This window comes from Chryseobacterium sp. R2A-55 (assembly GCF_021401085.1).
Lineage (GTDB): Bacteria > Bacteroidota > Bacteroidia > Flavobacteriales > Weeksellaceae > Kaistella.
On record NZ_JACBFP010000015.1, the window covers coordinates 1 to 12,594 of the forward strand.

Consider the following 12,594-nt stretch of genomic DNA (forward strand, 5'->3'; position numbering starts at 1 on the left):
CTGATTTTGATTATAATGCTTGAAATTCATAAACAACTATCTGATTATCAAGCATAAAGATACAAAAATCCTAAATAATAACCAAAAAAAATCCGCCTCAGTTGTGAGACGGATTCTTTTTTGAAACAATGAGAAATATAGAATACATCGCCGTGCATTGCACCGCCACACAGCCAACTGCTAAAATTTCGGACATCCAAAATTATTGGAAAAATAATTTGGGTTGGAAAAATCCGGGTTACCACTTTATCGTGAGAGCGAATGGTGAGGTTGTTCAGTTATTGGATATTTCGCAACCATCAAACGGTGTTGCAGGTTGGAATTCCAAAATCATCAACATTAGCTATGTGGGTGGAATTGATATCAAAGGAACTCCTAAAGACACCCGAACACCGGAACAAAAAGAGGCGATTCTAAAAAAATTAAAGGAACTCAAAAAGCAGTTTCCGAAAGCCAAAATCCAAGGACACCGTGATTTTCCAAATGTAAAAAAAGCATGTCCGTCATTCGATGCAAAATCGGAATACAAAAATTTGTAAAATGAAACATTTTCTTTTTTTCATATCTATTTTTTATTCGCTGGTTTCGGTTTCCTGCATCAGCAGGAAGCCGGCAGAACCGGTGGTCATTACCAACACGAAGGAAGTTACCAAAATCGTGAAAGACACGATTTTTAAGGTAGAAGCCGACAGTTCTTTTTACAAGGCATACATCGAATGCAAAGACGGCAAACCTGTTATCATCAAAGATTCCATCATTGTAAAGGCAGGAAAAAATGTGATAGTTCCACAGGTGGTTCTGAAGGATCACTTTATTCAAGTGGACTGCAAACAGGAGGCATTAGAACTTTATAAAACATGGCGGGAAACCTACGTCAAAGAACACGAGCAAAAACCTGTATATGTGCCACAAATCGAGTACAAAGACAAACCTTTGACCTTTTGGCAAAAAACCCAACTATGGTTCGGCAGAATCTTCATCGGGTTGCTCGCCATTTTTATAATTACCGGATTCCTACGATGGAAAGGGATCGTTTAAACACAATTTAAAATCATTTTAAAAATTCATATCAAAATGAAAAACTTCACAGAACAAGCCCAAGATTATTTCGAGCGTCACCCTTCAAGCGAGGAATGCCATATCACTTCCGATGGAAGAGTGTTCCACAACAATGGCGGCGCGCAAGGATTCGCCGGAACGTTGAACGATCAAACGATTGAATCGTACAACCGAAAAGTGTTTTTTGCACAAAAAAATACTGACGATGAAGCGGAACTTGCAAAATTAGAGGCGGAGAAAAAAGCTAAAGAAGATGCAGAGGCAGAAAAAATAGCCAAAGAAAACGCAGAATTTTTAGCCGAAAAAACTAAGCTTTTGCAGGAAACCGACATCGAGAAAGCGGAATATGCCACCTTGAAAGATTTGGCAAAAGCGTTTGAAGTGAAAACCGAAGACCAAAAGGCGGAAACTCTAAAAACTGCGCTAATTGAATTTAAAAACAATCTTCAAAAACAATAAAGATGGGACAAGGAACGCCAAAAGTAAGCGCAAATATATCCTCGGGGAATTTGCTTCGCCAAATACAGGTAACTGATGGCGTTGCAGGAATCGTGGGAACTGCGGTGAAACCCGCAAATATTGGAGTGGTAAAAACGGTTTATTCATTAGATGATGCTATTACCAAAGGATATTCACAAACCGACGAACCATTTTTACACCGTCAAATTTCCGAGTTCTACCAAGAATTAGGCGGAAATATGGAATTATGGATTCTAGGAACTGAAGACACAATGACTTTAGAAAATGCGGTGACTTCTACCAATGACAATGGTTTGAAAAAACTATTGACCATTTCTCAAGGTCGGGTCAACATCGTTTCGGTTTGTCGAAACCCTTCCAATACCTACGTTCCGCCTGCCGGATTTTTGGACAAAGATTCTGAAAAAGCCGTAACCGCATCAAAAACTATTGCGCAATATCAGCAATCCATTAATCGTCCTGTAAGAATCTTAATTGAAGGACGTGTGACCGATGTTACTGCAAATCCATTATACCAACCAAATACCGCTACAAATACTTTTGCAGGGGTGGTAATCGGCGGAACGCAAAACGATGGTTCTGCGAGTGTGGGAGTTGCTTTAGCAAGGGCGGTGAAATATCCGGCACACATCAAACTTGGAAACGGACAAAACGGTGCATTGAGCATTACTTCCGCTTATATCGGCAACAAAAAATTAGAGGAATTCACACCAACGGAACTCGACAATTTGAGTGATGCAGGTTACATTTTGCTTCACATTCGGGAAGGTGTTTCCGGCTATTTTTTCGGAGTAGATAATATGGCGGGAACTGATGATTTTCACATCCTCGTTCACGGAAGATTAATCGACAAAGCCCAAAGAATTGCCACGGCTGCAAATACGCAGTTTTTGGAAACTTCGGTGAGAATGGCAAAAGACGGCACTTTGAACGATACCGATGCTAAATATTTGGAAGACGTCATTAAGTCCCAAATCCGTGCGAAAATGGCTGAGCAAATCAGCGATGTGGATGTGATTGTTCCTACAGATCAAGACCTGATTAATACAAGTTCTTTAGGAATGACGGTTAAAATTCAGCCATTGGGTTACCTCACTTGGATTACCGTAAATCTTGGTCTAACTAAAAATATCTAAAAAATGAATGTAAATATCACAAGTTCAGAATGTGCATGGGCACAATTTGAAGTAAAAATTTTAGGCAGAGTAATCAAAGGATTGCGAGGTTTCGGTGTAAAAAAGACCGTTGAAAAGGAGCATTTGTATGGTGCAGGCGATGAGCCGATCGACATTATGGGCGGAAATAAAAAGTACGATGGAAGTATTAAAATCCTCGGCTTTGAGGTAGATGCAATGAACAAAGCGGCACAATTAGCGCAATTCGCAGACATCACAGAAGTTCCACATGAAGCAATTGTAATTACCATCGGCTACAAAAAACGCCTTACTGATCCTATTAAAACCTACACTGCAACAGGTGTGGCTTTTACGGAAAGCGGTGTCGAAATGGAGCAAAATGCAAAACACAGAGAAATCACACTGCCATTCCTCGCAATGAATGTGGATCACTCTTAAATTCTAAATTCTTAAAACAAAAATATGTCAAACGAAAAATTAACGGCGGTTTTCAATTCGAGGAAAGCCAAAGAAATCAAAAAGGAAAAAGAAGCCAAAAACACACAGGTGAAAGACCTCACGCCATTCATTGAGAAATTCTCTCAAAAGAAATTGGATGAGTGGAAAAAAGAATACGGCAACCGTGATTTAATCTACCTGAAAGTGGATGAGTTTCTTGCGGTTTTACGTCCACCACTTGCTGATGATTTGGGCGATTACCTTACCGCCATCGGAACCAACGGAATGAGCAAAGCCGTGGCAATGATTGTAGAGCAATTGTGGATTGATGGCGATTTCCAATTGATTGAGGATGAAGACAACTTTATCGCAGTTTTCCTTCAGATGAACAACATCTTGGAAAGCAAAAAAGGCGAGTTTTTTCGCGCTTAGTGAAAAAGGCAAATCCGCCTTTCAAAGGAGTGATTCCGGAGTAGAGTTCCTTATCGTTTTCGGATGTATGCAATTTGGAGCCGACGCTATGAAAAATTGGGGTGATGAAAAGTTTTTTTACAGAACCGGAATCGCCCTCGAAATTTGGAAGGAGCAAGGCGAACGCAAACTAATTTAAAATGACCAATAATACCGTTGAATTTGTTTTGAAAATGCGCGACTTGATGAGTGGCAACTTGAGTAGATTGAGTGCCACTTCTCAAAGCGCTTTTGTACGTATGGCGCAACACGCAGATCGAATGAATTCAAGGAACCGAGTATTGGGAATGTCCTTCGAGGAATTGCAAAAAAAAATTAGGGAGGTAGAAAATACCATCCGCACTTCTACCATTCCAAGTCAAATTGCAAATGCACGTCGTGAATTGGCTTCCCTAAGAAGGCAGGCGAATACCCATCAAGGGAATTTAAGCGGAGGTAGTTCAGATGATTCTGGAGGTGGGATGTTTGGTGCAATAATGAAAGGAAATATTGCGGCCGACTTAGCTATGAAGGCAGGAAGTGCACTATTGGGTGTGGTGAAAGATGGAATTGGCGGCGCGATTGCTGGTTCTATGAAAAAGCAACAGCAGATCACAGGGCTTTCTACTTTCCTCGGAAAAGAAGGAGCCGCGGATGCCTACATAAATATCCAGAAGGATGCAGATGTAACACCGTTTAATACTGATTCTTTATTATCGGTTAACCGTGCATTGATTTCCGCGGGATTAAATGCGAAAGATGCGCGCGAAGATGCAATGAACCTCGCTAATGCGATTTCGGCAGTTGGAGGAGGAAATGCGGAACTTGATAGAATGGCCGCAAACATGCAACAGGTGAAAACCGTCGGCAAAGCCACAGCGATGGACATTAAGCAATTCGGGATGGTAGGTATCAATATTTACGAAATGCTTTCCAGAAGTACCGGGAAGTCCATCGACAAAGTAAAGGAAATGGACGTGACTTATGACCAATTGGCAAAAGCACTCGCAATGGCACGTGGAAAAGGTGGGATTTATGAAGGTGCATTGGAAGCTCAAGGCGCAACAATGTCTGGTAAACTTTCCACAGTAAAAGATAAATTTGAGAATGCACTCACTGAAATTGGCGATGCTTTTAGTCCAGTGATCAATAAAGTTCTAGATGTGGCAATTAAGTTTGCGAGCAATATTGGTCCAATGCTTCAAAAAGTCCAACCTTATATTGATTTTGTTTCAGAGGGTCTCGGAAAAGCAATTGATTATGTGCTGACATTGGGCGAAGGAACCAGTGAGTGGAGCGACTGGATTGAAATCGCAGTTAACTGGTACGGCATGGTTTGGAACTTTTTGAAGAGTATCCTCGGATCTGTTTGGAAAATTGTGAGCGGTGTGGTACAGTGGATTTCTAAAAGTGAAATCATAAAAGATGCATTTAAAGTTATTCATTGGTTTCTCGGCGGAATATTTGACATCGTTGGATGGGTTGGTGAACGATTGGTTTATGTATGGGAAGAGGTATTGAAGCCTATGTTGGATACATTGGAAAGTGTTTATATCGCGACTAAAGAATTTCTTGGTTTAAGCAGTGATGAGCCGCTGAAAGTGGAAGCCACTAAAATTATTAAAGATGAAAAAACCACTACACCAAGTTACGTTGCCGATTTAACACGATTCAAAAAAGGTTCTGCAATTTCCGATGGCGAAGACGAAAAGAAAAAAAACAAGGAAAAAAGCAAAAAAACAGGCGACACCATTTCGGGAGGTGGACCGCGAGTAGTGAATATCACTTTAGGAAAATTCTTTGACAATATTCAGTTTACAACGCTGAACACCAACGAAACCACCGATAAATTGGAAAGTATTATTTTAGAATGTTTAGGCAGGGTTCTGTATAATGGCGCAAAAGTAACATAATGATAAATGTTTTTGACCTCAATAATTTATACAAAGAATATTTCGGAAAGTCTCCTTATTACGTCACTCCGAAAGGTTCGGAAGAACCATTAACCCAGGATGTAAACTATGCAGACATTCCGAAAAATGAAAGTCCGAGAGGAACGATTCATTACAGCAGAAAACAAATTGCCTTTAACAAGATTGGCGCGTATGGTCAAGATATTTGGTTACCGTGCGAATTTTATAAAAATGAGCAAAAGGTTATTGAAATAGAAGCGTGTACCATCTCTGTGAATTTAGCAAAAACCGTGGTAAGAACGCCCGTAAGTGAACGAAAAGGAACTTATAAAGAAACCTTTAATGTAGATGATTACAAGTTCACCATTCGCGGATTTGTGATTGGGAAAAATAGAAAATTTCCGGAAGACGACATTATCAAACTGAAAGATGTTTTTGAAACGGGTGATCCAGTTGCCCTTCATGGCGGTTATCCCGAAATGTTTTTGGATGAAAGTTGCCGTGTAGTAGTAACATCATTAGAATTTCCCGAAGTACAAGGAAAAGCACCGTGGATTCGTCCATTTACGTTGAATTGTGAAAGTGATTTTATTCAAGATTTAGAAATTTCGTAATGAGTGGAATAATGACGAGCGACATTTCAGTCGGGAAATACAAGTTGGTAAAACCAAATAAAGTCACTTGGAAAAGTGATGTGAATTCATTCATTGACAATTGCACCATTTATTTGCCGAGAATAGCCTATTTGGTTACAGAAAAACAATCTACTGAAGATATTAATGCCATTAATGAAAAAAAAATTTATGACATTAAAACTGGCGATAAAGTGAGTGTCTCATTGGGCTACAATAAAAAAAACGATTTGCGGTTTGTCGGTTTTGTAAAACGCGTCAATATGGGAATTCCTGTTCAGCTGGAATGCGAAGGTTACGGCTACCAACTGTACGACATTATTTTTAACAAAACTTATGCAAGTGTAACAGTTAAGCAACTTTTAACTGATTTGACGGCAGGAACGGATATTATTTTATCCAAAGAAATACCGGACATTCCTTTGAAAAATGTGCGCTTCAAAAACGCTTCGGGAATCAAAGTTTTGGAATGGCTTAAAGGCGAAGTTAAACTTTCAGTCTATTTCAATTTTAACGAATTGTTTGTCGGCACTATGTTCGGCAAAGTTCAAGACCGGGTAAAAGTAAAAATCGGTTGGAATACCGTAAAAGATGATGATTTTAAGCAGAAAAATGTTGACCAAAAAATTAACATCGTTATTCGGGAAAAAGACCAAAAAGGCGTAGTAAAAAAAGTAAAATCGGAGAAAACAGGAAAAGTAACCGAAAAAATTGTAAAGCCAAAACAACCGAAGCAAGATAAATACAGCAACGATAAGTTGGTAAAGATAAAGTCGGGAATTCCTGCCCAATTTATGCGAGAAATAGCCAACAGGTTGCAGACCAAAGAAGATTACAAAGGTTATGAAGGCAATATAATTTTGTTCCTAAAACCTTATGTCAGAAAAGGAATGGTGATGGAACTAAACGGCGGAATATATCACGAAAAAAGCGGGGAGTATTTTATTGAAAGTGTTTCCGGTGAATTTGGAGAACAGGGCGGAAGGCAAACGGCACAACTTGGATTTTTAATGCATAAATAAAATGGACAAAAAGCAAAAAGGAAAACATGATTTTAAAAATGAATTGTCTTTAAGATTTCAGGAACTTGAAGATTTCATAAATCAAAATAAAGAACTTGACCCAAGGTCAAAAGCAATTACAAACTTACAAACTTCAAAAATGTGGGCTGTAAAAGCAATTTTTGAAAAATAATGGCAACACCCGAACAAATAAGAGAAGGATTAAAGCGAATTGCCAAAAGTCATGCGCCGGAAGTATCCAACATTGCAGTGGTGAAATCGGTGAATGAAGATGAAGCCACGTGTATCTTAATCGATGAAGATGAGCAAGAATATTTAGACGTTCGACTTCGCCCGGTTCTGAACGGAAATAAAAGTTTCATGCAAATTCCGAAGGTGGGGACTTATGTTTTGGCGGTGAGAGTAGAAGACGATGATGATTGGATGGTGATCGCGTGTGATGAGGTGGAAAAATTTGTTTGGTTCGTGGGTAATACAAAACTTCAATTGGACGACAAAGTTCATTTTGAAGCCAACGGAAAAAACTATGCAGACTTGATGACAAGGCTTTTTTCCGTCATTGAAAAAGGTTATCAAACGAATACAGGCGCAACCATTAAATTAGTCATGTTACCCGAATTTTTAAGTATTAAAAACGACTTTAAACAACTTTTAAAATGAGTTTAACCGACGGAAAACCAATTTTAATACAGGACTTATTAGAAATGTTTGAAACTGAATCGAACGCAAATGAAAAGCCAGAAGATTCCCGCCAAAGATTGGCTGAAAAAATGGCGGAAGCGATAGATAAGTTTGTAAGAAGTGGATTAGTTACCACCACAGGAACTGCAACCAATCAAACCGGAAATATAACATAAAATGCCCAACGATATTATTTTAGATGAAAATTTTGATTTGCAGATTGCCAATGGCGATTTGGTTGTTGGCGAAAGTACCTACCAACATCAACGGATTTTAATTTTTGCCGAAAAGGGAGAATTTAAGCAATATCCGAAAGTTGGCGTTGGTTCGAAACATTATTTAGAAAGCGAACGCCCGGACAATTTTGCAAGGGAAATTAGGCAACAATTCATTGCAGATGGAATGAATGTAAAGCAAATAAAAATCGGGGATAATTTGGAATTAAATATTGATTCAGATTATGAAAGTTGAGGTTTTAGAAAGACAGTCAATTTTAGATATCGCGGTGCAACACACCGGCGATGTCTCTAATGCTTTCCTCATCGCAAAAGAAAACTCTTTGGCGGTATCAGATTATTTGGTGCCAGGTTATGAGTTGACCATCCCGAACGGATTGCCTTTTAACCGCGATATATTGAATTACTACAACGCAAAACAGATCAATCCGGCAACGGCAATTACGGAGATAAACGATGAAGATCCGCCGCAACTCGGAGGGATCGGATATATGCAAATAGGAAGCAACTTTATAGTCAATTAGAAAATGAATAAGACACTTGCAGAAATCATTCAGAACCTATTCGACGCAAAGGAATCGAACACGGAGCTTGCGCCGCTTACCTCCACCAGTAAGACCGCGATATGGCGGCAGATCATGGAGGCGGTCGCCTTCGTGATATTCAATTTCCAGGAGGCGGTAAGAATGCACATGGAGGAGATCGACACGAAAATCCGGGAACAGAAAGTTCCGACATTGAGATGGTATAGAAATTTGGCGTTGCGCTTCCAATACGGATTCGACCTTATCCCCGAAACCGATGAATTCCGCCCGGATTATTATGACGCAATTTCCGACAATTGGATCGTTGCAGATGAAGATCAGATCAACTCATCAAAAATCATCAAATACGCGGCAGTTACCCGGAACGTAACCAACGGAAAGGTGCGAATTTCAATGAAGATTGCGGGCGATAATATCGACGCTGCAATTTCAGACGAAAAAGTAGTTTCATTTAAAAAATACATCGAAGAAACACAGGCGACCGGAGACAATATCGTGATCGTGAATTATACGCCGGATATTTTGAAGATAAACTTCAAAATCGCCTACAACCCATCGGTATTGCTGGAAAACGGACAAAGCATTTTGTTAGGAAACGTTTTTCCGGTTGTGGAGGCGATCAGGAAGTTCATGAAAAACCTACCGTTTAACGGTGAGCTTTCAGTTCAAAAATTGGAGGCGGCGATATTGGCAGTTGAGGGCGTGAACGACCTGCAAAACTTGCAGGTTCAAAGCAAATGGATTGAACCCGGTGTTGGCTATGGTTTTTACCAGCCTGTTGAAATATCCAGAATCCCGAAAAGCGGACGGTTTAAAGTGCTATTTGAAGTGGAACCGGGATTCGACCAAAATGATGTGAGCACGATCACTTATGTGAATTATCAACCGGAAACGTAATGAAGGACAATCTTTTCAATATCGACTTTCGAAAGCTGGCTATTTTGTGGATCATGACCGACCTGAGGAAAAATGGCATGATCAACTTTATCCATGTTTTGATATTTCCATTGGTCACGCTGTATGTGGAGGTCATGAAAAACCGAAAACAGAATCTCATCAAGATGAACCACAATTATCAGAAGTTCTCGATGCAGAAAAGGTTGAATGATGCTTTCGACAGAATTGAAAGACGTATCAAAATAGTAAGGGCGGTGCAGTATGAAGGGATTTATCTTTATACAGAAGCTGAGACCGATCCCACCCACCCAAGCTATTTCAGCACCGATCCTAATAACAAGATTAAATGGCTTTTTGGTGATGAAAATCCAACCTATTTAAGGTCAGAATCCGAATTGACAAGTGATTTTGACTTCATTGTGGAAATCCCAAATACAAATATTAACCAGTTTATGCTGAAGGCGGAAATCGACTTTTACGTCCTACCGTCAAAAAGCTACCTAATAGTTATTAAGTAATGAAATATAACTTTAAATTTTTGCAAACAGGCGGCGTGCCGCTTACAAACGACCTGATGTCGCTCATCGAGGAGGCGTACCAAATATTCGAGGTTTTGGGTGATTTAGCCGGCAGCAAAACCATCCTTTCGGGATGCAATTTGGTTGGTTCCACGGTGGAACCCGGAATAGTGGCTATCGAAGGCAAACTCTATTACTTCGAGGGGGGTTTGGTAAGTGACACCGTATATATTCATAAAGAAGAAATTCTAAAGACATTCCAGGACCAGACGGATAAAATATTGATCGAAAAACGGACGGTCAAATTTGGCAACGCTATAAACACCTACAATTGGGACGATTTTGTGAAACTGGAAACCTTGAAGGATATCCAATTAAAAGTTAATAACAGCGTGACCCAGCAGCAACTGAATGCGCTGATCAATGAAATTGACATCTTAAAATTAAAAACCGCTCCGATTATCAATGGCGGTATCGTTTTCCCTTTCCGAAGGCCGGCCAGCGAAATACCGACCGGCTGGAAGGAGTGTGTTGATTTTCGCGGAAAAACGATTGTGGGGCGTGATCCCAACGACGGTGATTTTGCGAATTTAGGAAATACAATTGGTGCGAAGACCCATACTCTGCAAATCGGCGAGATTCCGAATCACAGCCATGCATACACGCGCACTTCACCGTGGTCTGGAAGTGGTGGTGGATTTTCGGGAGGCGGAAATACTTTCGAAATCTCCGCGCAAAATACGTCGGCGGTCGGTGGAGGTCAAGCGCACAACAATATCCAGCCGTCACGAATCGTAAACTTTATAGAACCTAACTTTCAATAATCAATCATGGCAGTAACACCTTTAAATATAATTTATAGCTGGTTTGAAACTGGAGACTACCCGACCGAACAGCAGTTTCAGGCTACATGGCAGAGCTTTTGGCACAAGTCGGAAAACATCCCAATGTCACAGATTGGCGGGCTTAACCAGGCATTCAACTTCTATGTAACCAATTCGACATTTAATTCCCATTTGAATGATCCAAATGCGCATGCCGGCGTGCTGATTCCGATGGTTCAGAAAGGTGCACACAATGGCGTGGCAACGTTAAACGATAGCGGAAAAATACCGGAAAGCCAATTGCCTTCTTATGTGGATGATGTGTTGGAGGGTTATCTTAACAGCGGGCAATTTTTTGATGAAGATAATAGCCTTATCGATGGAGAAAAGGGTAAAATTTACGTTGATTTGAATACCAATAAGTGCTTCAGGTGGAGCGGATCAGTCTTCGTAGATATTAGTTCGCCAGATGAAAGTGATTTGGTGCACATTACTGGTGATGAGGAAATCATAGGTTATAAACAATTCCTTAATGAAGACAACTGGTTTTGTGGTACTTTTAAAATTAGAGACAGTCCGATTAATTTAAGTGCGGGCTTTTATGGTGATGAATCCGGATTAATGGATTTATCTTCGGAATATAGTATAGCTGTTAAAAGCGGCGATTATATCAACTTTGCAGGCCGCTTCACAGGAACTGATACAGCTGATGGTCTCAATCGATCTTTATCCACCGAAAACTACGGACTTGACCACGAACCAGGTGACGATAAACTATCAGTTGGCGGAGAGGTAAAGGCAGATGGCTTCAAATCAATATCCGCCACATCCAGCACGCTGCTTGATCACGAATCATTGAAATTGTTCGGAGCATCAAACCAACGGATCACGCACAAATTCAACGATTCAAACATCTATACCATCCGTTACGGTGCCTACGATGCAGCTGAGCGTCGCGGTATCCCGGCTACCGAGGATCGCGGATGTGATATTCTTCGTTTTAATTTAACCAGCAATACCATTTCAGTAGGTGCCACCCAAATTTCAGCAGGTGCGACCACCTTGACGCAGGCCGTGAAGATGAAGCTGCATTACACGCCGGAAACAACCAACCAGGACAGCGTGATAACGATAGGTTCCGGTAATCTTATAGGTAAGAAGCCACTGACTGAATTGGCCACCAATTTCCGTGAGGGCGAAACGCCGACCGGCGGCGTGTATGAATATCGGGATAGATTTGGTGTTCATGAACTACCAATTTTTTCAAGGAAGATCAATGTTCTTGGCACGTCCGCGGATATGCCGATAGGTAACATTCCTATCTCGGTGAGTGTGTTCAGCAATGTGGGTCATATAGGTGTAAGTGAGGAGATTCGGTCGGAGGCAAAATTGAAATATTGGTTATCCCCTTATGAGCCCGGAATGTTGCGAATTGACGCCGAATATGTTGATGAATTAGGCGGCGATGTGGAGATATTCATAAACGCTCTTTACGCTTATGCGCCACCGGTGCCCGAGAGATTGGAGTAGATATTTAAAGATAAATTAAAATGACAAGTTTTTTTCCATTGATAAAGGGATTCTTTTTGATGATTCTGTCCTACATAGGCATCATAATCGTCTATTCCGATGGGGTTATGATCCACATCCGGGAGGGTTCGCCTGGTTGGTTTCTCTTATTGGTTGTAAGTTTCGTAATGCTCATAAGAGGAATGCACAACGTTTACACCTTCATTCGACGCCAATTGCGCTGCATACATCTA

18 protein-coding genes are annotated in these 12,594 nt (G+C 40.6%); all 18 read left to right on the top strand.

Features of this window, described 5'->3' with window-relative positions:
• The first annotated feature begins 128 nt into the window (after positions 1-128).
• The 18 genes from L0951_RS12920 (at position 129) to L0951_RS13005 (ending at position 12,361) form a co-directional block, all read left to right on the top strand.
• Positions 129-539, top strand: coding sequence for an N-acetylmuramoyl-L-alanine amidase (locus tag L0951_RS12920; RefSeq protein WP_234111675.1), 411 nt, complete (start codon positions 129-131; stop codon positions 537-539).
• A 1-nt stretch (position 540) separates the two neighbouring features.
• Positions 541-1,038 carry a hypothetical protein gene (locus L0951_RS12925; RefSeq protein ID WP_234111676.1) on the top strand — a complete coding sequence of 166 codons (498 nt, stop codon included), beginning with the start codon at positions 541-543 and terminating at the stop codon, positions 1,036-1,038.
• A 36-nt stretch (positions 1,039-1,074) separates the two neighbouring features.
• On the top strand, positions 1,075-1,518 hold the full coding sequence (locus L0951_RS12930; RefSeq protein WP_234111677.1) for a hypothetical protein: 444 nt from the start codon (positions 1,075-1,077) through the stop codon (positions 1,516-1,518).
• 2 nt (positions 1,519-1,520) lie between these two features.
• Positions 1,521-2,675: a DUF2586 family protein gene (locus L0951_RS12935; RefSeq protein WP_234111678.1), complete on the top strand. Its 1,155-nt coding sequence runs from the start codon at positions 1,521-1,523 to the stop codon at positions 2,673-2,675.
• 3 nt (positions 2,676-2,678) lie between these two features.
• Positions 2,679-3,113, top strand: a complete 435-nt coding sequence (locus tag L0951_RS12940; RefSeq protein WP_234111679.1) for a hypothetical protein — start codon at positions 2,679-2,681, stop codon at positions 3,111-3,113.
• Positions 3,114-3,137: 24 nt separating this feature from the next.
• Positions 3,138-3,545, top strand: a complete 408-nt coding sequence (locus L0951_RS12945) for a hypothetical protein (protein ID WP_234111680.1) — start codon at positions 3,138-3,140, stop codon at positions 3,543-3,545.
• 179 nt (positions 3,546-3,724) lie between these two features.
• Positions 3,725-5,476 carry a hypothetical protein gene (locus tag L0951_RS12950; protein WP_234111681.1) on the top strand — a complete coding sequence of 584 codons (1,752 nt, stop codon included), beginning with the start codon at positions 3,725-3,727 and terminating at the stop codon, positions 5,474-5,476.
• On the top strand, positions 5,476-6,090 hold the full coding sequence (locus L0951_RS12955) for a DUF6046 domain-containing protein (protein ID WP_234111682.1): 615 nt from the start codon (positions 5,476-5,478) through the stop codon (positions 6,088-6,090). The genes L0951_RS12950 and L0951_RS12955 overlap by 1 nt, the downstream gene beginning before the upstream one ends.
• Positions 6,090-7,130, top strand: a complete 1,041-nt coding sequence (locus L0951_RS12960; RefSeq protein WP_234111683.1) for a hypothetical protein — start codon at positions 6,090-6,092, stop codon at positions 7,128-7,130. Before L0951_RS12955 ends, L0951_RS12960 begins: the two co-directional genes overlap by 1 nt.
• A gap of 1 nt (position 7,131) precedes the next feature.
• On the top strand, positions 7,132-7,302 hold the full coding sequence (locus L0951_RS12965; protein WP_234111684.1) for a hypothetical protein: 171 nt from the start codon (positions 7,132-7,134) through the stop codon (positions 7,300-7,302).
• Positions 7,302-7,790: a hypothetical protein gene (locus L0951_RS12970; protein ID WP_234111685.1), complete on the top strand. Its 489-nt coding sequence runs from the start codon at positions 7,302-7,304 to the stop codon at positions 7,788-7,790. The genes L0951_RS12965 and L0951_RS12970 overlap by 1 nt, the downstream gene beginning before the upstream one ends.
• The gene (locus L0951_RS12975; protein ID WP_234111686.1) at positions 7,787-7,987 is read left to right on the top strand and encodes a hypothetical protein; all 201 of its coding nucleotides are present in this window, start codon (positions 7,787-7,789) and stop codon (positions 7,985-7,987) included. Before L0951_RS12970 ends, L0951_RS12975 begins: the two co-directional genes overlap by 4 nt.
• A gap of 1 nt (position 7,988) precedes the next feature.
• A complete protein-coding gene (locus tag L0951_RS12980) occupies positions 7,989-8,282 on the top strand; it encodes a hypothetical protein (protein ID WP_234111687.1) in 294 nt (97 codons plus the stop codon).
• Positions 8,272-8,571, top strand: coding sequence for a hypothetical protein (locus tag L0951_RS12985; protein WP_234111688.1), 300 nt, complete (start codon positions 8,272-8,274; stop codon positions 8,569-8,571). The genes L0951_RS12980 and L0951_RS12985 overlap by 11 nt, the downstream gene beginning before the upstream one ends.
• 3 nt (positions 8,572-8,574) lie before the next feature.
• The gene (locus L0951_RS12990; protein WP_234111689.1) at positions 8,575-9,489 is read left to right on the top strand and encodes a nucleotidyltransferase; all 915 of its coding nucleotides are present in this window, start codon (positions 8,575-8,577) and stop codon (positions 9,487-9,489) included.
• Positions 9,489-10,007, top strand: coding sequence for a hypothetical protein (locus L0951_RS12995; RefSeq protein ID WP_234111690.1), 519 nt, complete (start codon positions 9,489-9,491; stop codon positions 10,005-10,007). Before L0951_RS12990 ends, L0951_RS12995 begins: the two co-directional genes overlap by 1 nt.
• Positions 10,007-10,831 (top strand): hypothetical protein, encoded by an 825-nt coding sequence (locus L0951_RS13000; RefSeq protein ID WP_234111691.1) that lies wholly within the window; start codon positions 10,007-10,009, stop codon positions 10,829-10,831. Before L0951_RS12995 ends, L0951_RS13000 begins: the two co-directional genes overlap by 1 nt.
• A gap of 6 nt (positions 10,832-10,837) precedes the next feature.
• On the top strand, positions 10,838-12,361 hold the full coding sequence (locus L0951_RS13005; protein ID WP_234111692.1) for a hypothetical protein: 1,524 nt from the start codon (positions 10,838-10,840) through the stop codon (positions 12,359-12,361).
• Positions 12,362-12,594 lie beyond the last annotated feature (233 nt).